This is a genomic window from Rahnella victoriana (genome assembly GCF_021276285.1).
Taxonomy (GTDB): domain Bacteria; phylum Pseudomonadota; class Gammaproteobacteria; order Enterobacterales; family Enterobacteriaceae; genus Rahnella; species Rahnella victoriana.
This window is the reverse complement of sequence record NZ_CP089919.1, coordinates 1385201-1406103: the sequence shown is the minus strand read 5'-3', so window position 1 is coordinate 1406103 and position 20903 is coordinate 1385201. Positions and strand designations below refer to the sequence as shown.

At 54.5% G+C, this 20903-nt stretch carries 21 protein-coding genes; 16 read left to right on the top strand and 5 right to left on the bottom strand.

Features of this window, described 5'->3' with window-relative positions:
- Position 1 precedes the first annotated feature (1 nt).
- Positions 2-613 (bottom strand): 16S rRNA (guanine(966)-N(2))-methyltransferase, encoded by a 612-nt coding sequence (gene rsmD, locus J9880_RS06510; RefSeq protein ID WP_232770233.1) that lies wholly within the window; start codon positions 611-613, stop codon positions 2-4.
- 226 nt (positions 614-839) lie between these two features.
- On the opposite strand from rsmD, the gene ftsY reads away from it, so the two are divergent.
- The 4 genes from ftsY to rpoH all read left to right on the top strand — a co-directional run bounded on the left by ftsY (position 840) and on the right by rpoH (position 5163).
- Positions 840-2339 carry a signal recognition particle-docking protein FtsY gene (gene ftsY, locus J9880_RS06505; protein ID WP_232770232.1) on the top strand — a complete coding sequence of 500 codons (1500 nt, stop codon included), beginning with the start codon at positions 840-842 and terminating at the stop codon, positions 2337-2339.
- A 5-nt stretch (positions 2340-2344) separates the two neighbouring features.
- The gene (gene ftsE, locus J9880_RS06500; protein ID WP_095924229.1) at positions 2345-3007 is read left to right on the top strand and encodes a cell division ATP-binding protein FtsE; all 663 of its coding nucleotides are present in this window, start codon (positions 2345-2347) and stop codon (positions 3005-3007) included.
- Positions 3007-3987, top strand: coding sequence for a permease-like cell division protein FtsX (ftsX, locus tag J9880_RS06495; protein WP_195818171.1), 981 nt, complete (start codon positions 3007-3009; stop codon positions 3985-3987). The genes ftsE and ftsX overlap by 1 nt, the downstream gene beginning before the upstream one ends.
- A 318-nt stretch (positions 3988-4305) precedes the next feature.
- Positions 4306-5163 (top strand): RNA polymerase sigma factor RpoH, encoded by an 858-nt coding sequence (rpoH, locus tag J9880_RS06490; protein ID WP_095924231.1) that lies wholly within the window; start codon positions 4306-4308, stop codon positions 5161-5163.
- A 68-nt stretch (positions 5164-5231) separates the two neighbouring features.
- Here the strand turns inward: rpoH and panM are convergent, their stop codons facing one another.
- Positions 5232-5612 carry an aspartate 1-decarboxylase autocleavage activator PanM gene (gene panM / locus J9880_RS06485; RefSeq protein ID WP_195818170.1) on the bottom strand — a complete coding sequence of 127 codons (381 nt, stop codon included), beginning with the start codon at positions 5610-5612 and terminating at the stop codon, positions 5232-5234.
- Positions 5613-6017: 405 nt separating this feature from the next.
- On the opposite strand from panM, the gene J9880_RS06480 reads away from it, so the two are divergent.
- The 11 genes from J9880_RS06480 to ugpQ all read left to right on the top strand — a co-directional run bounded on the left by J9880_RS06480 (position 6018) and on the right by ugpQ (position 17575).
- Entirely contained in the window at positions 6018-7130 is a 1113-nt protein-coding gene (locus tag J9880_RS06480; protein ID WP_095924233.1) for a branched-chain amino acid ABC transporter substrate-binding protein, read from the top strand.
- 162 nt (positions 7131-7292) lie between these two features.
- Entirely contained in the window at positions 7293-8219 is a 927-nt protein-coding gene (livH, locus tag J9880_RS06475; RefSeq protein ID WP_095924234.1) for a high-affinity branched-chain amino acid ABC transporter permease LivH, read from the top strand.
- Entirely contained in the window at positions 8216-9505 is a 1290-nt protein-coding gene (locus tag J9880_RS06470; RefSeq protein WP_232770231.1) for a high-affinity branched-chain amino acid ABC transporter permease LivM, read from the top strand. The genes livH and J9880_RS06470 overlap by 4 nt, the downstream gene beginning before the upstream one ends.
- Entirely contained in the window at positions 9502-10272 is a 771-nt protein-coding gene (gene livG, locus J9880_RS06465) for a high-affinity branched-chain amino acid ABC transporter ATP-binding protein LivG (RefSeq protein WP_013577465.1), read from the top strand. The genes J9880_RS06470 and livG overlap by 4 nt, the downstream gene beginning before the upstream one ends.
- 13 nt (positions 10273-10285) lie before the next feature.
- The gene (livF, locus tag J9880_RS06460) at positions 10286-10987 is read left to right on the top strand and encodes a high-affinity branched-chain amino acid ABC transporter ATP-binding protein LivF (RefSeq protein WP_095924236.1); all 702 of its coding nucleotides are present in this window, start codon (positions 10286-10288) and stop codon (positions 10985-10987) included.
- 131 nt (positions 10988-11118) lie between these two features.
- Positions 11119-12306, top strand: coding sequence for an aminotransferase-like domain-containing protein (locus J9880_RS06455; RefSeq protein ID WP_131694071.1), 1188 nt, complete (start codon positions 11119-11121; stop codon positions 12304-12306).
- A 221-nt stretch (positions 12307-12527) separates the two neighbouring features.
- A complete protein-coding gene (gene ugpB / locus J9880_RS06450) occupies positions 12528-13841 on the top strand; it encodes a sn-glycerol-3-phosphate ABC transporter substrate-binding protein UgpB (RefSeq protein ID WP_232770230.1) in 1314 nt (437 codons plus the stop codon).
- Positions 13842-14023: 182 nt separating this feature from the next.
- Positions 14024-14911, top strand: coding sequence for a sn-glycerol-3-phosphate ABC transporter permease UgpA (gene ugpA, locus J9880_RS06445; RefSeq protein ID WP_095924239.1), 888 nt, complete (start codon positions 14024-14026; stop codon positions 14909-14911).
- Complete coding sequence (gene ugpE / locus J9880_RS06440; RefSeq protein ID WP_095924240.1) at positions 14908-15753, top strand: sn-glycerol-3-phosphate ABC transporter permease UgpE; 846 nt, start codon at positions 14908-14910, stop codon at positions 15751-15753. Before ugpA ends, ugpE begins: the two co-directional genes overlap by 4 nt.
- Positions 15754-15758: 5 nt before the next feature.
- Positions 15759-16832, top strand: a complete 1074-nt coding sequence (locus tag J9880_RS06435) for a sn-glycerol-3-phosphate import ATP-binding protein UgpC (RefSeq protein ID WP_232770229.1) — start codon at positions 15759-15761, stop codon at positions 16830-16832.
- A gap of 2 nt (positions 16833-16834) precedes the next feature.
- On the top strand, positions 16835-17575 hold the full coding sequence (gene ugpQ, locus J9880_RS06430; protein ID WP_232770228.1) for a glycerophosphodiester phosphodiesterase: 741 nt from the start codon (positions 16835-16837) through the stop codon (positions 17573-17575).
- Between the two features lie 85 nt (positions 17576-17660).
- Here the strand turns inward: ugpQ and J9880_RS06425 are convergent, their stop codons facing one another.
- A complete protein-coding gene (locus tag J9880_RS06425; RefSeq protein WP_095924243.1) occupies positions 17661-18428 on the bottom strand; it encodes a DUF3592 domain-containing protein in 768 nt (255 codons plus the stop codon).
- Between the two features lie 140 nt (positions 18429-18568).
- Positions 18569-18871 (bottom strand): DUF2756 domain-containing protein, encoded by a 303-nt coding sequence (locus tag J9880_RS06420; protein WP_015699075.1) that lies wholly within the window; start codon positions 18869-18871, stop codon positions 18569-18571.
- A 213-nt stretch (positions 18872-19084) separates the two neighbouring features.
- Between J9880_RS06420 and J9880_RS06415 the strand changes: the two genes are divergently transcribed.
- Positions 19085-19984 carry a carboxylate/amino acid/amine transporter gene (locus J9880_RS06415; protein WP_232770227.1) on the top strand — a complete coding sequence of 300 codons (900 nt, stop codon included), beginning with the start codon at positions 19085-19087 and terminating at the stop codon, positions 19982-19984.
- Here J9880_RS06415 and metR read toward each other — a convergent pair.
- Positions 19890-20825: an HTH-type transcriptional regulator MetR gene (gene metR, locus J9880_RS06410; RefSeq protein WP_095924245.1), complete on the bottom strand. Its 936-nt coding sequence runs from the start codon at positions 20823-20825 to the stop codon at positions 19890-19892. The two genes, J9880_RS06415 and metR, sit on opposite strands and share 95 nt — an antisense overlap.
- Positions 20826-20903 lie beyond the last annotated feature (78 nt).

Below are 20903 nucleotides of genomic sequence, written 5' to 3'. Positions count from 1 at the left end.
CTTACTGCTCCTGTTCTGGTGAGCCGGTTTCAGGCGTCACATCGCGATGGTAGAGGCGATAAGCAACTTGTCCGGCGACTTTTTCACGGTGTAAACGCCAGCTGGCGGGCACATCCAGAGTGTCGTGCTCGGCTTCTGTTTCGACATAAATCCAGGCTTCGTCAGCCAGCCACTGGTTTTGCTCCAGCAGGTTCAGCGTGTCTTGCAGAATGCCTTTGCGGAAAGGCGGATCGAGGAAAACCACATCAAAGGCACTTCCGGCTTTTGCCAGCCAGTTCAGGGCATTGACGTTAAATACTTTCGCATCACCGGCGTTTAGCAGCGCCAGGTTTTTCTCTAACTGTTGCGCAACCGGGCGTTCAAACTCCAGCAGTGTCGCGCTGGCCGCATAACGGGACAAGGCTTCCAGACCGAGTGCGCCGCTGCCTGCAAAACAGTCCAGGCAACGCGCGCCCTGTAAAACCGGTGCCAGCCAGTTGAACAGCGTTTCGCGCACGCGATCGGTGGTCGGGCGCAGCCCCGGGCTGTGTGGAACCGGAAGTTTGCGTCCGCGCCATTGTCCGCCAATAATTCGGATCTGGCCTGCGGCGGGAGTGTTGGGTTTCTTTGCCATAGTTCGCTTGTGTCATTCAAAGCCGTCGGGCTTCGTTGCATATCGTTTGGAGGGCTATTCTACCGGTGTGCGGGCAATGGGCAAATGTTTAACATTGTCGATTGAAAAGCCAGCGGAATTCAACACGCGGGCGTGTTGCCTGAAGGGGAAAGTGATAGACTGCCTGACCATAACCCTATTAATAATCCGTTCGCCAGTCATTAACGGCGAGGAGTGAAGTTGTAAAATGGCAAAAGACAAAAAACGCGGTTTCTTCTCCTGGTTCGGTCGTGGCCGTCAGGAAGAAGAGCAGCAGAAGGAAGAAACACGCGAAGAACAGCCGGTTGTCGAAGAGCAACTGACGGAAGCACCGGGTGTCCCGCTCGTTCGCGAGCCTGTTACAGAACCTGAAGTTGACGCAGAGCCAAAAGCTGAACCTGCACCGGATGTCGAACCTGAACCCGAAATCCAGCCTGAGCCACTCGTCGAGCCGGAACCGGAGATTGAACCGGAACCGCTGACAGAGCCTGAGCCGGAAGAAAAACCTGAGCCGGTGCGTGAGCAGGCGGCGGCTGAACTGGCAGAAGAAATCGTTCACATCACCGAACAGGTGGCTGCCCGGCCTGATACTGTTGAAGAAGACAGGATTGAAGCACAGATCGCGGAAGACGAGTTTGTTGAATCGGCAGAAGAAATTGCCGAAGACCAGCGTCAGGACGCCATTGATTCGGTTGACGATGTGGTCGCCGAAGAAGAACCGCTGCCGGTGGCGCTGGATCCGATCGTTGTGCTGCCCGCCGGTGAAACCGAGCAGGAACGCCCGACCAAAGAAGGCTTCTTTGCCCGTCTGAAACGCAGCCTGGTCAAAACCAAACAGAATCTCGGCTCCGGCTTTGTGGGGCTGTTCCGTGGTAAGAAAATCGACGACGATCTGTTCGAAGAGCTGGAAGAACAGCTGCTGATCGCCGACGTGGGTGTCGAAACCACGCGTAAAATCATCACTTCACTGACCGAGCATGCGTCGCGTAAGCAACTGAAAGACGCCGATGCGCTGTACGGCAAGCTGAAGGAAGAAATGTCCGAAATACTGGCGAAAGTTGACGAGCCACTGGATGTCAGCGGGAAAACCCCGTATGTCATTCTGATGGTTGGCGTGAACGGCGTCGGTAAAACCACCACCATCGGTAAGATGGCACGCCAGTTTGAAGCACAGGGTAAATCGGTGATGCTGGCGGCGGGTGATACCTTCCGTGCCGCAGCCGTTGAGCAGTTGCAGGTCTGGGGTCAGCGCAACAAGATCCCGGTGATTGCACAGCATACCGGTGCGGATTCCGCGTCCGTTATCTTTGATGCCATTCAGGCGGCGAAAGCCCGTAATATCGACGTACTCATTGCCGATACCGCCGGGCGTTTGCAAAACAAAGCGCACCTGATGGAAGAGCTGAAGAAAATCGTCCGCGTGATGAAGAAGCTCGACGAAGATGCACCGCATGAAGTGATGCTGACGCTCGACGCCAGCACCGGCCAGAATGCAGTCAGTCAGGCGAAATTGTTCAACGAAGCCGTCGGGCTGACCGGGATAACGCTGACGAAACTGGATGGCACCGCGAAAGGCGGCGTGATCTTTGCCATCGCCGATCAGTTCAGCATTCCGATCCGCTACATTGGTGTCGGTGAATGTATCGAAGATTTAAGGCCGTTTAAGGCAGACGATTTTATTGAGGCACTTTTTGCCCGAGAGGATTAATACGGATGATTCGCTTTGAACAGGTCAGTAAAGCTTATCTGGGCGGACGACAGGCGCTTCAGGGCGTCAACTTTCACATCCAGCAAGCGGAAATGGCATTTCTGACCGGACACTCAGGCGCAGGGAAAAGTACCCTGCTCAAGCTGATTTGCGGCATTGAACGCCCGAGCGCCGGTCACATTTTGTTTGGCGGTCATGACATCAGCCGTCTGAAATCCAGCGAAGTGCCGTTCCTGCGTCGCCAGATCGGCATGATCTTTCAGGATCACCATCTGCTGATGGATCGTACCGTCTATGACAACGTGGCAATGCCACTGATCATTTCCGGGGCCAGCAGCGAAGATATCCGCCGTCGCGTGTCGGCTGCGCTGGATAAAGTGGGATTACTGGATAAAGCGAAGAATCTGCCAATCCAGCTTTCCGGCGGGGAACAGCAACGTGTGGGCATCGCCCGTGCGGTGGTGAATAAACCGGCGGTGCTGCTGGCGGATGAACCGACCGGTAACCTCGACGGCGAATTGTCGGAAGGCATTTTGCGTTTATTCGAAGAATTTAACCGTGTCGGCGTCACCGTTCTGATGGCGACGCATGACGTGGGTCTGATTGCCCGTCGTAATTACCGCACGCTGACGCTGAGTCAGGGGCGTATGTCGGGAGGGATGTACTAATGGCGAACAGTCCGAACCCGGCGAAAACCGCCAAAAGTGCCCGCGCCGCGAAAAGCAAAGCGTTGCAGGGTGGCTGGCGCGAACAGTGGCGCTATGCGTGGATGAACGCGCTGGCTGACATGCTGCGTCAGCCGCTGGCGACGCTGCTTACGGTGATGGTCATTGCCATCTCCCTGACGTTGCCAAGTGTCTGTTATCTGGTGTGGAAAAACGTCAGTACCGCGGCTGAACAGTGGTATCCGACGCCGCAACTGACCGTGTATCTCGACAAAGCACTGGATGATAACGCCGCAGAAAATGTGGTGAAAACCCTGAAAACCGAAGCGGGCGTGGATAAAGTCAATTATCTCTCCCGTGAAGAAGCGATGGGTGAATTCCGCAACTGGTCAGGCTTTGGCGGCGCGATGGACATGCTGGAGCAAAATCCGCTGCCTGCCGTCGCCATTATCACGCCGAAAATGAATTTCCAGGACTCCGCCACACTCAACACCTTGCGCGACCGCGTGGCGGCGGTGCATGGCGTGGATGAAGTGCGAATGGATGACAGCTGGTTTGCCCGTCTTGCGGCGCTGACCGGTCTGGTGGGGCAGATTGCGGCGATGATTGGCATCCTGATGGTGATCGCCGTCTTCCTGGTGATTGGTAACAGTGTGCGACTGAGTATCTTCAGCCGTCGCGATACCATCAACGTGATGAAGCTGATTGGCGCGACCGACGGATTCATTTTGCGGCCGTTCCTCAACGGGGGGGCGATGCTCGGTTTCACCGGCGCGTTGCTGTCGCTGATCCTCTCGGAAGTCCTGGTGCTGCGCCTTGAGAGCGTGGTGACTCAGGTCGCACAAGTGTTCGGCACGACGTTTGACCTGCACGGTCTGGGCTGGGATGAAAGCCTGCTGCTGCTGATCGTGTCCGCAATGATTGGCTGGATTGCCGCCTGGCTGGCGACGGTTCAACATTTACGGCGATTTACACCACAGTAGTGAGAATTTGCTATAATGTTCCCCTGCTGCTCAGTCTTTGTGTTCAGGGGAACAGCCGATTCTTGCTATATCGTCCCGTCATTTTCCTGCTTCCCCTGCAATGGCACAAATTCACTATCCAATAGTCAGTCTGTCACTTACAGTCATCAGACTGTTGAATCTGTCCGTGAACTTTATGTAAAATTCGTGGTCGTAGAGCAGCGAATATGAAGGGCTCGGCGTTGCTTTGTTGTCGCCCCTTAAGGCCAGCAACGTAGCGGTATCATCCCGCAGCAACGTGGTATAAAACCTGCATTACGTCATACATGAGAGGCTTGAATGACCAAAGAAATGCGCACTTTAGCATTAGTACCCCAAGGTAGCCTGGAAGCCTATGTTCGGGCCGCCAATGCCTATCCTATGCTCACCGCAGAGGAAGAACGGGCACTGGCTGAACGGCTGCATTACGACGGTGACCTGGAAGCAGCGAAAGAGCTGATCCTGTCTCACCTGCGCTTTGTTGCTCACATTGCCCGCAACTATTCAGGTTACGGTTTGCCACAGGCAGACCTTATCCAGGAAGGGAATATCGGCCTGATGAAAGCGGTTCGCCGTTTTAATCCGGAAGTCGGTGTGCGTCTGGTGTCCTTTGCCGTGCATTGGATCAAAGCTGAAATTCACGAATATGTGCTGCGTAACTGGCGCATCGTGAAAGTCGCCACCACCAAAGCGCAGCGTAAGCTGTTCTTCAACCTGCGCAAAAACAAACAGCGTCTGGGCTGGTTCAGCCATGACGAAGTGGAGCATGTTGCCCGCGAACTGGGTGTCACCAGCAAAGATGTGCTGGAAATGGAATCACGCATGGCAGCACAGGACATGACGTTTGATCCGACCCCGGATGATGAACCACGCGACGGCGCAGCGATGGCACCGATGCTGTATCTGCAAGACAAAAGTTCTGACTTTGCAGAAACCATCGAAGAAGATAACTGGGATCAGGACGCGACCGACAAACTTTCCAGTGCAATGGAAGGTCTGGACGAACGCAGCCAGGATATCATCCGTGCCCGCTGGTTAGACGACGATAACAAATCGACCCTGCAGGAACTCGCCGACAAGTACGGTGTTTCCGCAGAACGTGTTCGTCAGCTGGAAAAGAACGCGATGAAGAAACTGCGTATGGCGATCGAAGCCTGATAAACGCAGATTTACTCTGTTAAAAAGCGACCTTTATGGTCGCTTTTTTTATACCTGAAATTCAGCCTTCAGGATTTTTTCCAGACATTCCCTTCACGCACAAAACCACATGCCTGCATAAACGCATTCAGCACGGGTTCCGGCTCTGCGTGCATCGTCCAGCTTTTCACTTGCGGCAGTTGCGCCTGCAACTCTTCCATCAGATACAGCCCGACACCGCGACGGCGCGTCACTTCCCGCACCCGCAGATCGCTGAGTTGCCCCTGATCGCCGTCGAGGGTGATTTTCACTGCGCCAAGAATGCGTTCATTAAATACCGCCGCAAACAGCGCACGGTTGTTTTGCAGGCTGGCTTGCCAGTCACTTTCGGTTTGCTCCGGCCAGATTTTTGCCAGATCGATCAGGTCCTGGGAGCTGAGTGAAGTGCGTTTTTGGATGGTTAATTTCATGAGGCGGACGGGTCAGAAAATGGGAACGCCAGTGTAGCGGATCGTTCTGAAAAACGGGCGTAACTTTTTTTGTACAGTAACAGGTCGAAAAGTTTTTTAGCGATCTCTGCATAAGCGATAAATGTTGGCTTTAATCAATAATGCCAGTGTTAACGACTGATTGTTTAAATCCGAACCGCTTTTTCACCCAAATAAAATTCTGTTTACACCTCATATTTCTGATTGTGCCATTTGATTTGCAGAAGAAAATTCCTGTTTAATGATATGAATTATAAAGTCTTATTCGAAAACAAGACGAAATAAGCCGGTAACTCGTTATTACTTATACTAAATTTCCTAAGTGATGATGTTTTGAACAGGCAACAAAAGAGCAAACCACAACACACACATGAACGGGGTAATCGGATGAAAGTAACAAAGGGTAAGATCTGGCTGGCAGGTTGTATTGCATTAGCAATGAGTCAGGCGGCATTCGCCAAAGATATTAAAGTCGCCATTGTGGGTGCTATGTCAGGTCCGGTTGCCCAGTACGGTGACATGGAATTTACAGGTGCAAAACAAGCTATCGCTGACATCAACGCCAAAGGCGGCGTGAAGGGTGACAAACTGGTTGGCGTGGAATATGACGATGCCTGTGACCCGAAACAAGCCGTGGCGGTCGCCAACAAAGTGATCAACGACGGTATCCGTTACGTGATCGGCCACTTGTGCTCTTCTTCCACTCAGCCTGCTTCTGATATCTATGAAGACGAAGGCGTGCTGATGATCACCCCGGCGGCGACCAACGCTGACCTGACCACCCGTGGTTATAAAATGGTGATGCGTACCACCGGTCTGGATTCCGATCAGGGTCCGACTGCCGCGAAATACATCCTCGACACCATCAAACCAAAACGTATCGCTGTTGTGCATGACAAACAGCAATACGGCGAAGGCCTGGCCCGTTCCGTACAGGACGCGCTGAAAAAAGGCGGCGGCAACGTGGTGCTGTTTGAAGGCGTGACCGCAGGCGACAAAGACTTCTCCACACTGGTGGCGCGTCTGAAGAAAGAAAACGTCGATTTCGTCTATTTCGGCGGTTACTACCCGGAAATGGGGCAGATCCTGCGTCAGTCAAAACAAGCGGGTCTGGCAGCGAAATTCATGGGTCCGGAAGGCGTAGGCAACTCCTCACTGTCTAACATCGCCGGCGATGCTTCCGAAGGCATGCTGGTAACCCTGCCAAAACGTTACGATCAGGTTCCGGCTAACCAGCCAATCGTCGATGCCCTGAAAGCCAAGAAACTGGATCCAACCGGTCCGTTCGTCTGGACGACTTACGCTGCATTGCAGGCGCTGACCACCGGTATGGAACGCAGCGGCAGCATGGAACCGGCAGATATCGCCAAAAACCTGAAATCAGCGTCAGTGGATACCGTCATGGGCCCGCTGAGCTGGGATGAGAAAGGTGACCTGAAAGGATTCGAATTCGGTATTTTCGAGTGGCATAAAGACGGCACGTCTACCCCGATCAAATAAAACCGCACCAAAGTGGTTCTCCGCTCCCTCCCCTGCGAAGGGGAGGGCTGGGGTGGGGTATTAATGGCAACGGCGTTGTTTGCAAAACCCCCTCCCAACCTCCCCCTTCGCAGGGGGAGGAGTAGCACAAGTTATCAAACCCTTGATTAATAAGGATAGGGTATGTCAGAGCAGTTCCTCTATTTCATTCAGCAGATGTTCAACGGTGTCACGTTGGGCAGTACTTATGCGCTGATCGCCATTGGTTACACCATGGTTTACGGCATTATCGGCATGATCAACTTCGCCCACGGCGAGGTGTATATGATCGGCAGTTATGTCTCCTTTATCGTAATCGCCGCTCTGATGATGATGGGTATCGACGCCAGCTGGTTGCTGATCGGTGCCGGTTTTATCGCCGCGATTGTGATTTCCAGTGCCTACGGCTGGAGCATTGAACGCGTGGCGTATAAGCCGGTGCGTAACTCCAAACGACTGATTGCACTGATTTCCGCCATCGGGATGTCAATTTTTCTGCAAAACTACGTCAGCCTCACGCAAGGCTCACGCGATCTCGCTTTACCAAGCCTCGTCACCGGCCAGTGGAAACTGGGCGAAGCCAACGGCTTTGCGGCGACCATCAGCACCATGCAGTTAATCATCTGGATCGTCACGTTTGTCGCGATGCTGGCGCTGACCCTGTTCATCCGTTATTCGCGTATGGGTCGTGCCTGCCGCGCCTGTGCGGAAGATCTGAAAATGGCCAGCCTGCTGGGGATCAGCACTGACCGCGTAATTTCCCTGACCTTCGTGATTGGCGCGTTAATGGCGGCCGTCGCGGGCGTTCTGCTCGGTCAGTTCTATGGCGTGATCAACCCGTACATCGGCTTTATGGCCGGCATGAAAGCTTTCACCGCTGCGGTTCTCGGCGGCATTGGCAGTATTCCGGGCGCGATGATCGGCGGCCTGATTTTGGGCGTGGCCGAAGCGCTGACCTCGGCGTATCTGAGCACTGAATATAAAGACGTGGTGTCCTTCGCATTACTGATCGTGGTGCTGCTGGTGCTGCCGACCGGTATTCTTGGCCGTCCGGAGGTTGAGAAAGTATGAAGCGCCTGAATCTGTTAAATGCGCTGGTTTCCGCTTTCGTCCTGCTGGTGCTGGCGGCGTTCATCATGGGCCTGCAACTGGGCCTTGATGGCACAAAACTGGTGGTCAACGGCGCGGGTCAGGTTCGCTGGACGTGGATTGCCATCGGCTGCGCCATCGTCTTCGTGTTCCAGTTATTCCGTCCGATGGTCAGCAGCGGCCTGAAAAAAGTCTCGGGGCCGGGCTGGGTGTTGCCAAGCTTTGATGGCTCGACGCCGAAACAAAAACTGCTGGCGCTGGTGCTGATTATCGCTGCCATTGCCTGGCCGTTTATCGTCTCGCGCGGCACGGTGGATATCGCCACGCTGACCCTGATCTACATCATGCTCGGCCTCGGTCTGAACGTGGTGGTCGGGCTGTCCGGCCTGCTGGTCCTGGGTTACGGCGGCTTTTACGCCATCGGCGCTTACACTTATGCGCTGCTCAATCACTATTACGGCATCGGATTCTGGGAAGCCTTGCCGCTGGCCGGACTGGTATCGGCAGCCTTTGGTTTCCTGCTCGGGTTCCCGGTGCTGCGGTTGCGCGGAGATTATCTGGCAATTGTGACACTCGGATTCGGCGAAATCGTCCGTATCCTGCTGCTCAATAATACCGAACTGACCGGCGGGCCGAACGGCATCAGCCAGATCCCGAAACCGACGCTGTTCGGGCTGGAGTTCAGCCGGACGCCACGCGACGGCGGCTGGGATACCTTCAGCAACTTCTTCAATGTTGCCTATGACCCGAGTGACCGCATTATCTTCCTGTACATGGTGGCGCTGCTGCTGGTGATCGCCACCTTGTTCATCATCAACCGTCTGTTGCGGATGCCGCTGGGCCGCGCGTGGGAAGCGTTGCGTGAGGATGAAATTGCCTGCCGTTCGCTGGGGCTGAACCCGACCCGCATCAAACTGACTGCGTTCACCATCAGCGCCGCATTTGCCGGTTTCGCCGGTACGCTGTTCGCCGCGCGTCAGGGCTTTGTCAGCCCGGAATCCTTCACCTTTGCGGAATCTGCCTTCGTGCTGGCTATCGTGGTACTCGGCGGAATGGGCTCGCAGTTTGCGGTCATTCTGGCGGCGATTCTGCTGGTGGTTTCCCGCGAACTGATGCGTGATCTCAACGAATACAGCATGTTACTGCTCGGTGCGTTAATGGTGCTGATGATGATCTGGCGTCCGCAGGGCTTACTGCCGATGAAACGTGTTCATCTCAAACTGAAGCTTTCGAAGAAACAAATCGCGGATCAGGGGGAACAGGCATGAGCACGCAACCTCTGTTAGCGGTTGAAGGTCTGATGATGCGTTTTGGTGGCCTGCTGGCGGTCAACAACGTGGCGCTGAACCTCAACCAGGGCGAAATTGTTTCGCTGATCGGCCCGAACGGTGCCGGTAAAACCACGGTATTTAACTGCCTGACCGGTTTCTACAAACCGAGCGGCGGCACCATTAAGCTGCGTGATCAGCATCTGGAAGGGTTGCCGGGGCAGAAAATTGCCCGCATGGGCGTGGTGCGTACTTTCCAGCACGTGCGACTGTTTCGTGAAATGACGGTGATTGAAAACCTGCTGGTTGCCCAGCATCAGCACCTGAAAAGCGGCGTACTGGCGGGGCTGTTCAAAACGCCGGGTTTCCGTCGCGCCGAAGCCGATGCGCTGGATCGCGCTGCCGACTGGCTGGAACGTGTCGGATTACTTGAACTGGCCAACCGTCAGGCGGGCAATCTGGCCTACGGCCAGCAACGCCGTCTGGAAATCGTCCGCTGCATGGTCACGCGGCCGGAAATCCTGATGCTCGACGAACCGGCTGCCGGTCTTAACCCGCGTGAAACCGAAGAGCTGAACCAGCTGATTGCGGAATTGCGTAACCAGCACAACGTGTCGGTGCTGCTGATTGAGCACGACATGAAACTGGTGATGGGCATTTCTGACCGCATCTACGTGGTGAATCAGGGCACGCCGCTGGCACAAGGCACACCGGCTGAAATTCGTAATAATCCTGACGTGATCCGCGCCTATTTAGGCGAAGGTTAAGGGACAGAACAAGATGTTGTCATTCAATCAGGTATCCGCCCATTACGGCAAAATTCAGGCGCTGCATGAAGTCAGTCTGAGTATTAACAAAGGCGAAATCGTCACACTGATCGGCGCGAACGGCGCGGGTAAAACCACGCTGCTCGGCAGTTTATGTGGCGAACCGCGTGCCTCCCACGGCGCGATCATTTTCGAAGGGCAGGACATCACGCAGTGGCAGACCGCCAAAATCATGCGCGGCGATATCGCGATTGTGCCGGAAGGCCGTCGGGTGTTTTCCCGCATGACGGTGGAAGAGAATCTGGCGATGGGCGGATTCTTTGCCACCCGCGATCAGTTTCATGCCCGGCTGGAGCGCGTGTTTACGCTGTTCCCGCGCCTGAAAGAGCGTCGCGTTCAGCGTTCCGGCACCATGTCCGGCGGTGAGCAACAGATGCTGGCAATCGGACGTGCGCTGATGAGTCAGCCGCGTCTGCTGCTGCTCGATGAGCCGTCGCTGGGGCTGGCACCGATCATCATTCAGCAGATCTTCGACACCATCCAGCAGTTGCGCGAAGAAGGCATGACCATCTTCCTGGTCGAGCAAAACGCCAATCAGGCGCTGAAACTCGCCGACCGTGGTTATGTGCTGGAAAACGGTCATGTGGTGCTGGAAGATACCGGCGCGGCCTTGCTGGCGAACGAAGCGGTGCGTGCGGCCTATCTCGGCGCATAAAGTGGCTTCACATTTTAAAAATCTGTGATAAATCTGGTAAACCGCACGGCAAGCGCTTTGCGGTTTTTATTTTGTCTATAAATTAACATCTCTTACATTCGTATAACTTTGCACATCATCAGGAACATGTCATGAACACAGAAGGTTTACTCGCCGCCCGTATGGTCAGGCTCAAAAGTTCAGCCATCCGGGAATTGCTGAAACACAGCAAGATGGAAGGCGTTATTTCGCTGGCGGGTGGTATTCCTTCTTCGGCGCTTTTTGATTTCGACGGTCTGCGTGAAGCCACCCAACTGGCGATTACCGAACAACCGGAACACGCATTCCAGTATGGTCTGACTGAAGGCAGTTATACGCTGCGTGAGCGTATTGCTGAGCTTTGTCAGCAACGTGGCGTGGTCGCAAGCCCGGACGATATCGTGGTCACCGCAGGCTCCCAGCAGGCGCTGGATCTGGTGATGCGCGCCGTGGTGAACCCGGATGACGTTTTCGTGGTGGAACGCCCGACCTATCTGGCGGCGTTACAGACGCTGGAACTGGCCGAAGCCAAACTGCTGTCCGTCGGTTCTGACGGCGACGGTATGATTGTTGATGAACTGGCGGAACTGCTGAAAACGCAGAAAATCAAAGGCGTGTATCTGGTGCCCACGTTCGGCAACCCGAGCGGTGTGACCCTGAGCCGCGCCCGTCGTGAGCAACTGGTGAAACTGGCGGCAGAGCATGAATTCCTGATCGTCGAAGATGACCCGTACGGCGAACTGCGATTCACCGATGAACGCCAGCCGACGCTGTTCGAGCTGTCGAAGGCGCTGTTCGGTCACGCGGAGAACATCATCTACACCTCGACGTTCTCCAAAATTCTGGCACCGGGCCTGCGTCTGGGCTGGGTAATTATGCCTGACTGGTTGCTGCATAAAGTCGCCATCATCAAACAGGCTGCGGATCTGCACGCCAGCGCGCTGTCCCAGACTATTGCGGAATATTATCTCGGTCTGGGTCGTCTGCCGAAGCAGATCGAAACCATCCGTGCGGCGTACAAAAAGAAATGTCAGATCATGGCCGGACTGCTGGAAAGCGAGCTGGGTGATGTGCTGACCTTTGAATACCCGAAAGGCGGCATGTTCCTGTGGGCGCGCTTCCGCGAACCGCGTAACTGCGCGGAGTGGATGAAAAAGACGCTGGAGCAGGGCGTGGTGTTTGTGCCGGGCGAATTCTTCTACGCCGATAACCCTGACCACTCGACCTTCCGTCTGTCCTTCGCCACCGCGACGGAAGAACAAATGCACGAGGCGGTCGCCCGTCTGAAACGCGCACTGTAATTCCTCTTTTTCGTCTTCCCTGAGGCGCATCGTTAACCCGATGCGCCTTATTTTTTGCCATCTGTTCGTCACCTGCACTTCATGCTGCTGTCACTTCATTGTCATTTAACGGTTATTTTTCTGTCATTTAGCCGTGTCATTTTACCAGCGATTAAAAACGTTTCTTAACATCCATTATTTCTCTGCACTTGCAGCACACCAGCAGAATTCAGGAGACAGGCATGTTCATCAACCTCAAAAAAACGGTTATCGGCACTGCGCTGACGCTGGCTTTCAGCGCCAATGCTTTCGCTGTGACAGAAATTCCTTTCTGGCACTCAATGGACGGCGAATTAGGCAAAGAAGTGAACTCGCTGGCCGACCGTTTTAACCAGACGCACCCTGATGTCAAAATCGTGCCTGTCTATAAAGGCAAATACGACGAAAGTCTGGCGGCCGGTATCGCGGCATACCGTACCGGTAATGCTCCGGCAATTTTGCAGGTTTACGAAGTGGGCACCGCGACCATGATGGCCAGCAAAGCCATCAAACCGGTTTACGAAGTGTTCAGCGATGCAGGCATTAAAGAAGACGTGTCCCAGTTTGTGCCAACCGTTTCCGGTTATTATTCCGATTCCAAAGGCCGTCTGCTGTCGCAGCCTTTCAACAGCTCCACGCCGGTGCTGTATTACAACAAAGATGCCTTTAAGAAAGCCGGTCTGAATCCGGATCAGCCGCCAAAAACCTGGCAGGACATGGCCGCGTATACCGAGAAACTGCGTGAAGCGGGCATGAAATGTGGTTACGCCAGCGGCTGGCAGGGCTGGATCCAGATTGAAAACTTCAGCGCCTGGCACGGTCTGCCGATCGCCACCAAAAACAACGGTTTCGATGGCACAGATGCGGTACTGGAATTCAATAAACCTGAGCAAATCAAGCACATTCAGATGCTGGAAGACATGAACAAAAAAGGTGATTTCACCTATTTTGGTCGTAAAGATGAATCCACTGCCAAGTTCTACAACGGCGATTGTGCGATGACCACCGCGTCTTCCGGTTCGCTGGCGGATATCCGTCAGTATTCCAAATTCAACTACGGCGTAGGCATGATGCCTTACGACGCGGACATCAAAGGCGCGCCACAAAACGCCATCATCGGCGGTGCAAGCCTGTGGGTGATGAACGGCAAAGACAAAGACACCTACAAAGGCGTTGCCGAATTCCTGCAATTCCTGACCACGCCGGAAATCGCTGCCGAATGGCATCAGAAAACCGGTTATCTGCCGGTCACCACGGCGGCGTATGAGCTGACCAAAAAAGACGGCTTCTACGAGAAAAACCCGGGTTCTGACGTTGCTACCCGCCAGATGCTGAACAAGCCACCGTTACCGTTCACCAAAGGTCTGCGTCTGGGCAACATGCCGCAGATCCGTACCATCGTGGATGAAGAACTGGAAAGCGTGTGGAGCGGCAAGAAAACGGCTAAAGAAGCGTTAGACACAGCAGCACAGCGCGGGGATTTGTTACTCCGTCGCTTCGAAGCTTCTACTAAGTAATCCCGTTTTGCTCCCTCCCCTGCGAAGGGGAGGGCTGGGGTGGGGTATTAAAGACAACTCAGTCGCTTGCAAAACCCCCTCCCAACCTCCCCCTTCGCAGGGGGAGGAGCCGAAAGCCAAATTCAAAACCAACCTGGTTTGCTCCCTTTCGGGGAGTCTTTTATATCAACGAGTAAACCATCATGAGTTCACACCGTCCCGGTTTTGGTTGCAGCTGGTTGCCCTACGCGCTGGTGTTGCCGCAGCTGTTAATCACCGCGATATTTTTCCTGTGGCCTGCCGGTCAGGCGCTGTGGTATTCGGTGCAGACGCTGGATCCGTTCGGCTTATCCAGCGAGTTTGCCGGTCTGACGAACTTCACGCAGCTGTTTCAGGATCCGTACTATCTCGACTCTTTCTACACCACGCTGAAATTCAGCTTTATGGTGGCTTTTATCGGGCTGGCGGTTTCGCTGTTCTTCGCGGCGCTGGTCGATCATGTGGTACGCGGCAGCCGGATTTATCAGACGCTGATGATCCTGCCTTACGCCGTTGCGCCTGCGGTGGCCGCCGTCTTGTGGATGTTCCTGTTCAGCCCCGGTCTGGGCCTGATCACCCATTTCTTAGGCTCGATGGGCTACAACTGGAACCACGCGCAAAACAGCGGTCAGGCGATGTTCCTGGTGGTGCTGGCGTCGGTCTGGAAGCAAATCAGCTACAACTTCCTGTTCTTTTTGGCGGCGTTACAGTCGATCCCCAAATCGCTGGTGGAAGCGGCGGCTATCGACGGGGCAGGCCCGGTACGCCGTTTCTTCCATCTGGTGCTGCCGCTGATTTCACCGGTGAGCTTCTTCTTGCTGGTGGTCAATCTGGTGTACGCCTTCTTTGATACCTTCCCGGTGATTGATGCCGCGACAGCCGGTGGCCCGGTGCAGGCGACCACCACGCTTATCTACAAAGTGTATCGCGAAGGTTTTGCCGGTCTGGACCTGTCCAGTTCCGCCGCACAGTCCGTGATCCTGATGATGCTGGTGATCGGTCTGACGTTCATTCAGTTCCGTTTCGTCGAACGTAAGGTGCGTTACCAATGATTGAAAACCGCAGAGGGCTGGATATCTTCAGCCACATCATGCTGCTGCTCGGCGTGCTGGTGATTTTATTCCCGCTGTACGTCGCGTTTGTGGCGGCTTCGCTGGATAACACACAGATTTTCGATGTGCCGATGACGCTGATCCCCGGCACGCATTTGTGGGAAAACATCAGCACCATCTGGACGCAGGGCGCAGGCAACAACAGCCCGGCATTCGGACGCCTGCTGATCAACAGTTTCATCATGGCGATGGTGATCACCGTCGGTAAGATTTCTGTGTCGATGCTCTCGGCCTTCGCGATTGTCTATTTCCGTTTTCCGCTGCGTAACCTGTTCTTCTGGCTGATTTTTATGACGCTGATGCTGCCGGTGGAAGTGCGTATTTTCCCAACCGTACAGGTGATCGCCAATCTGCATATGCTCGACAGCTACACCGGCCTGACGTTGCCGCTGATGGCCTCGGCGACCGCGACCTTCCTGTTCCGCCAGTTCTTTATGACCTTGCCGGATGAGCTGCTGGAAGCCGCGCGTATCGATGGCGCGGGTGCGATGCGCTTCTTCTGGGACATCGTGTTGCCGCTGTCGAAAACCAACCTCGCGGCGCTGTTCGTCATCACCTTCATTTATGGCTGGAACCAATATTTGTGGCCGATCCTGATCACCAGCGATGCCTCAATGGGCACGGCGGTGGCGGGGATTAAAAGCATGATTTCCTCCGGTGACGGTTCGACCCAATGGAATCAGGTGATGGCGGCCATGATCCTGACCTTATTGCCACCGCTGGCGGTGGTGCTCCTGATGCAGCGCTGGTTTGTGCGCGGTCTGGTAGACAGTGAGAAGTAACTGAAATGGCAAATTTGAAATTACAGGCAGTGACCAAATCCTACGACGGCAAAAATCAGATCATTCAAAGTATCGATCTGGACGTCGCCGACGGCGAATTCATCGTGATGGTCGGGCCTTCCGGCTGCGGTAAATCGACCCTGTTGCGGATGGTGGCGGGGCTGGAACGTACCACGTCCGGCGATATCTATATCAACGACCAGCGCGTCACCGAGCTGGAACCGAAAGACCGTGGCATCGCGATGGTGTTTCAGAACTACGCGCTGTATCCGCACATGACCGTGTTCGACAACATGGCATATGGCCTGAAAATTCGTGGCTTCGGTAAGGCGCAGATCCTCGCCCGCGTCGAAGAAGCGGCGCGTATTCTGGAACTCGGCCCGCTGCTCAAACGCAAGCCCCGCGAGCTTTCCGGCGGTCAGCGTCAGCGCGTGGCGATGGGGCGCGCCATCGTGCGTGAACCGGCGGTATTCCTGTTCGATGAACCGCTTTCCAACCTCGACGCCAAACTGCGCGTGCAGATGCGCCTCGAGCTGCAACAACTGCACCGTCGTCTGCGCACCACCAGTTTGTACGTCACGCACGATCAGGTCGAGGCCATGACGCTGGCCGAGCGGGTGATCGTGATGAACAAAGGCATCGCCGAGCAGATCGGGACGCCGTCGGAAGTCTACCGCCGTCCGGCCAGCCTGTTTGTCGCCAGCTTTATCGGCTCTCCGGCCATGAATCTGTTGCCCGGCCAGCTGACCACTGACGGTACGTCGCTGGTGATGGAAGACGGATTTGAGCTGCCGTTGCCGGTTCCTCGTCCGGAATGGGGCGGTCGTGAGCTGACGGTCGGTATCCGCCCGGAACATATTCATCTGACTGATGACACACAAAATGGCATCCCGATGGTGCTGAATACGCTGGAACTGCTGGGGGCGGATAATCTGGCGCACGGCAGGCTGGCGGGCAGCGGCGTGGTGGTGCGTTTATCGCATGAAGTGTTCCCGACAGCCGGATCGCTGTTGCGCTTGGATTTCCCGGCGAAAGCGTTACACTTTTTCGATACTCACAGCGGATTACGGATGGAATGAACATGAAAGCCTGGCCCTATCCACGTTTTGTGGCACACCGTGGCGGCGGCGCACTGGCGCCGGAGAATACGCTCGCAGCCATCGACACGGGCGCAAAATACGGTCATACCATGATCGAATTTGACGCCAAACTGGCACAGGGCGGGGAAATTTTCCTGCTGCATGACGACACGCTGCAACGCACCAGCAACGGCTGGGGTGTCGCCGGGGATTTGCCGTGGGAAAAACTTCTGCAACTCGACGCCGGTGACTGGTTCGGTGCTGCGTTTAAAGGCGAGAAACTGCCACTGCTGGCCCAGGTGGCAGAGCGTTGCGCCCGTCATCACATGATGGTGAATATCGAGATCAAACCGACCACCGGCCTGGATGAGAAAACCGGCACCGACGTCGCGCTGGCCGCCCGTGAATTATGGAAAGACCAGGCGATTCCGCCGCTGCTTTCCTCGTTTGAATTCGACGCGCTGATGGCCGCCAAAAAAGCCGCCCCGGAATTGCCACGCGGTCTGCTGATCGACGAATGGCGCGAAGACTGGAAAGCGCTGACCGACGAACTGGAATGCGTTTCGCTGCATCTCAATCATAAATTGCTCAACGCGGAACGCGTCCGGGCAATTAAAGACGCCGGGCTGCATATTCTGGTGTACACGGTGAACAATCCGGCGCGCGCCCGCGAATTGCTGGGCTGGGGCGTGGACTGTATTTGTACCGATAAGATTGATGTGATCGGGCCGGATTTCGAATAAAAATTCTTTAGGTGGTATATAAAAACGGGCGCCATAACAGCGCCCGTTTTAATTTAGGAATTTTCCTGTCAGACCTTGTGATTATTTATGCTTTGCTTGGGATCATCCGAGTGTCAACCCAATATTTTTTCGGGTTGGACTTATCAATGAATACCGTTAATTCGTCTGACTTTATGTAGTCCTGAGGGTCAAACCAAAAGTTTTGGCTGTTAAATACATACACGCGATTTTCCAGCTGATTATGCCATTGGCACACAATCCGCCATGGGGATCGTCCATTCATAGTAATGGCTTCATTTTGTTCAACACGAATGATTTTTGCTTTTACTGACAAACCTGTACGTTGAAGTTTTTCTGCTTTATTACCGGAAAGCACAGGAATGAGGAACATAATCAGTCCGGGCAACGTGAACGCGACGCCAAGGATCAACATAATCACCGGCGCGAGCCATAACTCCACAAAGGTATCCGCTTTGGCATTGTCAGGCTCATCAGGCTGATAGATTATCGACACCTTCTCACCGATGTCATACGCTGGCGGATGACTTCCTTTAGAGGATTCAATCAAATGAAGTTGTTTATCCCCGTCCAGAAAAGCAAATTCCGGGTAATACATGACTTCGCGTTTTTTGTCTTTGGTGGAAATTCGTTCATGAAGTTTTACTACTGTGCCTTCAGTACGCTGCGCTGTTTTTTGAAACTGTATTGTACTGAAAGACAGATAAGCGGTGAGGGCGAGAAAGAATAATCCGACGATTAAAAATATAAATTTTAACTTTTTCATTAAAAATCCATTTCCATAAATAATACATTCACCGATCTTGGTGAGCATTTTTACTCTGATTGACTTCATGCCCAGAGTAATCCGGCGATATATTAAGTAATGCGAACGGCTATAACAAGGCTCTTATAAAAATAATAGCCTTGTTGGAAAGAGTCTTTATTTTACAGAAAGTGGCGGGCGTTTAAGGAACAGAAAAGAGGAAAGACGCCCTAAGGCGTCTGATTCAATTTCTGATTCAGCGTCTGGTTATTTTGCTGGATCTGCAAACGCTGCTGATTGCTCTGGATTTGCGACTTCAGCTTGAGTTGTTGCTGTTGCTGACTGTTACGCAGATCCTGCTCCTGCTGACGTTTCTGCATCTGCTGATTGTTTTGCTGTTGCTGCTGCATACGCTGTTGCGACGGGTTGGTCAGCAGCGGATCGTTAGGATTCGGTACCTTTTCGGCGGCGCTGGCGGTTTGCACGGCAAACAGCAATGGCAGCGCGGCGAGCATTCCATATAAACATTTCATCAGGTCATCCTCCATTTACAGTCATCGTTTAAGTGTATGCCATCCCGGCGGCGGGCGTGTCATTTGAGCGCACGATTCCCTCAAAGCGTGGCGTGGCTCTCGTTTGCTCTATAATTGAACAGACGTCAACCACCTTCACCCGTCGCGGTTTCCCTCATTCCGTTACAATCGTGCATCTTTCACACTTTTCACTGACAAACAGGGCGAACTGCCGTGCCTTTACTTATTATCACCACCATTTTGTGGGCCTTCTCCTTCAGCCTGATCGGCGTCTATCTGGCCGGACAGGTCGACAGCGTGTTTTCCGTGCTGGTCCGTTTAGGGCTGGCGGCGCTGGTCTTTCTGCCTTTCCTGCGCTGGAAAGGCCATCAGTTCACCACCATTTTGCTGTATATGGCGGTCGGGGCGATGCAGCTTGGGATCATGTATCTCATCAGCTTCGAGGCGTATCTCTACCTGTCGGTACCGGAATTCCTGTTGTTCACGGTGATGACGCCGCTGTATGTCACGCTGATTTATGACCTGATCAGTGGCCGCAAAATCCGCATTGGCTATGCGCTCAGCGCCCTGCTGGCGGTGGCCGGAGCAGCGATTATCCGTTACGACCATATCAGCGAACACTTCATCATTGGCTTGCTGCTGGTGCAGGCGGCAAATATCTGTTTTGCCATCGGGCAGGTGGGCTACAAACGACTGATGGAAACCCGGCCGATGCCGCAGCACACGGCGTTTTCCTGGTTCTATCTTGGCGCGCTGCTGTGTGCCGTCGTGGCGTGGTTCCTGTGGGGCAATCCGCAGAAACTGCCGACCACGAATTTACAGTGGGGCATTCTGGTGTGGCTGGGGATCGGCGCTTCCGGGCTGGGATATTTCATGTGGAACTACGGGGCGACGCAGGTTGATGCGGGAACGCTGGGGATTATGAATAACTTTCACGTCCCGGCCGGGCTGCTGGTGAATCTGGCGATCTGGCAACAGCAGCCGCACTGGCCGAGCTTTATCATCGGTGCGGCCGTGATTATGTCCTCACTGTGGGTACACCGGCGTTGGGTCGTGCCGCGTCGCGAACAAACGGCAGATGATCGCACGCGTGCTGCCGCGCCGAACGAATAAAGGCTTCGGTCACCGGCTGACGCTGTTCGCCGTCACGCACGGCAGCGTACAGGCGGCTCCATAAGCCATCGCCCAGGGTTTTGGTCACCACCAGACCCTGGCGCTCAAAACTCTCTACGACCCAGTGCGGTAACGCCGCAATACCCATTCTCGCCGACACCATCTGAATCAATAACAACGTGTTATCGACACTTTTCAGTGACGGGCTGACCCCTGCCGGTTGCAGAAAATGACGCCAGATATCCAGACGCTGACGCTGTACCGGATAAATCATCAGCGTTTCTGTGCTGAGGTCTTCCGGCGTGATCACCGTTTTGGCCGCCAGCGGATGGTCCGGAGCCAGCACCAGACGCACTTCAAAATCGAACATCGGTGAATAATGCAAACCGCTGCGCGGCAGGATGTCGGAGGTTAATACGATGTCCAGCTCGCCCTGCTGCAGCGCGGGCTGCGGGTCGAAGGTCACGCCGGATTTGAAATCCATCATCACCTGCGGCCAGTTCTGATGGAAGTTATCCAGCGCGGGCGTCAGCCACTGAATACAGCTGTGACATTCAATCGCGATGCGCAGTGAAGTCTGGTGCGGCTCGTTGCAGGCCTGTAACGCCTGCTGGATTTGCGGCAGCACCTGTTCAGCCAGATTCAGCATGATTTCGCCCTGCGGGGTAAAACGCAAAGGCTGACTTTTTCGCACGAACAACCTGAAACCGAGGCGTTGCTCAAGGTCACTGAACTGGTGCGACAGGGCCGATTGTGTCTGATGAAGCTGCGAGGCGGCTGCGGCCAGTGACCCGGTGTTGCGCAGTGCTTGCAACGTTCGCAGGTGTTTCAGTTCGATCATGAGAGTCCTTCACTGTGTCATGAATAATTTGCGCTTGTGGAATATACAGTACCTGCGGATTATGGATGTGTAAACATC

Bases quoted from the DNA above. Each gene is read 5' to 3' on its own strand.
- rsmD (WP_232770233.1), bottom strand. From the start codon at position 613: ATGGCAAAGAAACCCAACACTCCCGCCGCAGGCCAGATCCGAATTATT.
- ftsY (WP_232770232.1), top strand. From the start codon at position 840: ATGGCAAAAGACAAAAAACGCGGTTTCTTCTCCTGGTTCGGTCGTGGC.
- ftsE (WP_095924229.1), top strand. From the start codon at position 2,345: ATGATTCGCTTTGAACAGGTCAGTAAAGCTTATCTGGGCGGACGACAG.
- ftsX (WP_195818171.1), top strand. From the start codon at position 3,007: ATGGCGAACAGTCCGAACCCGGCGAAAACCGCCAAAAGTGCCCGCGCC.
- rpoH (WP_095924231.1), top strand. From the start codon at position 4,306: ATGACCAAAGAAATGCGCACTTTAGCATTAGTACCCCAAGGTAGCCTG.
- panM (WP_195818170.1), bottom strand. From the start codon at position 5,612: ATGAAATTAACCATCCAAAAACGCACTTCACTCAGCTCCCAGGACCTG.
- J9880_RS06480 (WP_095924233.1), top strand. From the start codon at position 6,018: ATGAAAGTAACAAAGGGTAAGATCTGGCTGGCAGGTTGTATTGCATTA.
- livH (WP_095924234.1), top strand. From the start codon at position 7,293: ATGTCAGAGCAGTTCCTCTATTTCATTCAGCAGATGTTCAACGGTGTC.
- J9880_RS06470 (WP_232770231.1), top strand. From the start codon at position 8,216: ATGAAGCGCCTGAATCTGTTAAATGCGCTGGTTTCCGCTTTCGTCCTG.
- livG (WP_013577465.1), top strand. From the start codon at position 9,502: ATGAGCACGCAACCTCTGTTAGCGGTTGAAGGTCTGATGATGCGTTTT.
- livF (WP_095924236.1), top strand. From the start codon at position 10,286: ATGTTGTCATTCAATCAGGTATCCGCCCATTACGGCAAAATTCAGGCG.
- J9880_RS06455 (WP_131694071.1), top strand. From the start codon at position 11,119: ATGAACACAGAAGGTTTACTCGCCGCCCGTATGGTCAGGCTCAAAAGT.
- ugpB (WP_232770230.1), top strand. From the start codon at position 12,528: ATGTTCATCAACCTCAAAAAAACGGTTATCGGCACTGCGCTGACGCTG.
- ugpA (WP_095924239.1), top strand. From the start codon at position 14,024: ATGAGTTCACACCGTCCCGGTTTTGGTTGCAGCTGGTTGCCCTACGCG.
- ugpE (WP_095924240.1), top strand. From the start codon at position 14,908: ATGATTGAAAACCGCAGAGGGCTGGATATCTTCAGCCACATCATGCTG.
- J9880_RS06435 (WP_232770229.1), top strand. From the start codon at position 15,759: ATGGCAAATTTGAAATTACAGGCAGTGACCAAATCCTACGACGGCAAA.
- ugpQ (WP_232770228.1), top strand. From the start codon at position 16,835: ATGAAAGCCTGGCCCTATCCACGTTTTGTGGCACACCGTGGCGGCGGC.
- J9880_RS06425 (WP_095924243.1), bottom strand. From the start codon at position 18,428: ATGAAGTCAATCAGAGTAAAAATGCTCACCAAGATCGGTGAATGTATT.
- J9880_RS06420 (WP_015699075.1), bottom strand. From the start codon at position 18,871: ATGAAATGTTTATATGGAATGCTCGCCGCGCTGCCATTGCTGTTTGCC.
- metR (WP_095924245.1), bottom strand. From the start codon at position 20,825: ATGATCGAACTGAAACACCTGCGAACGTTGCAAGCACTGCGCAACACC.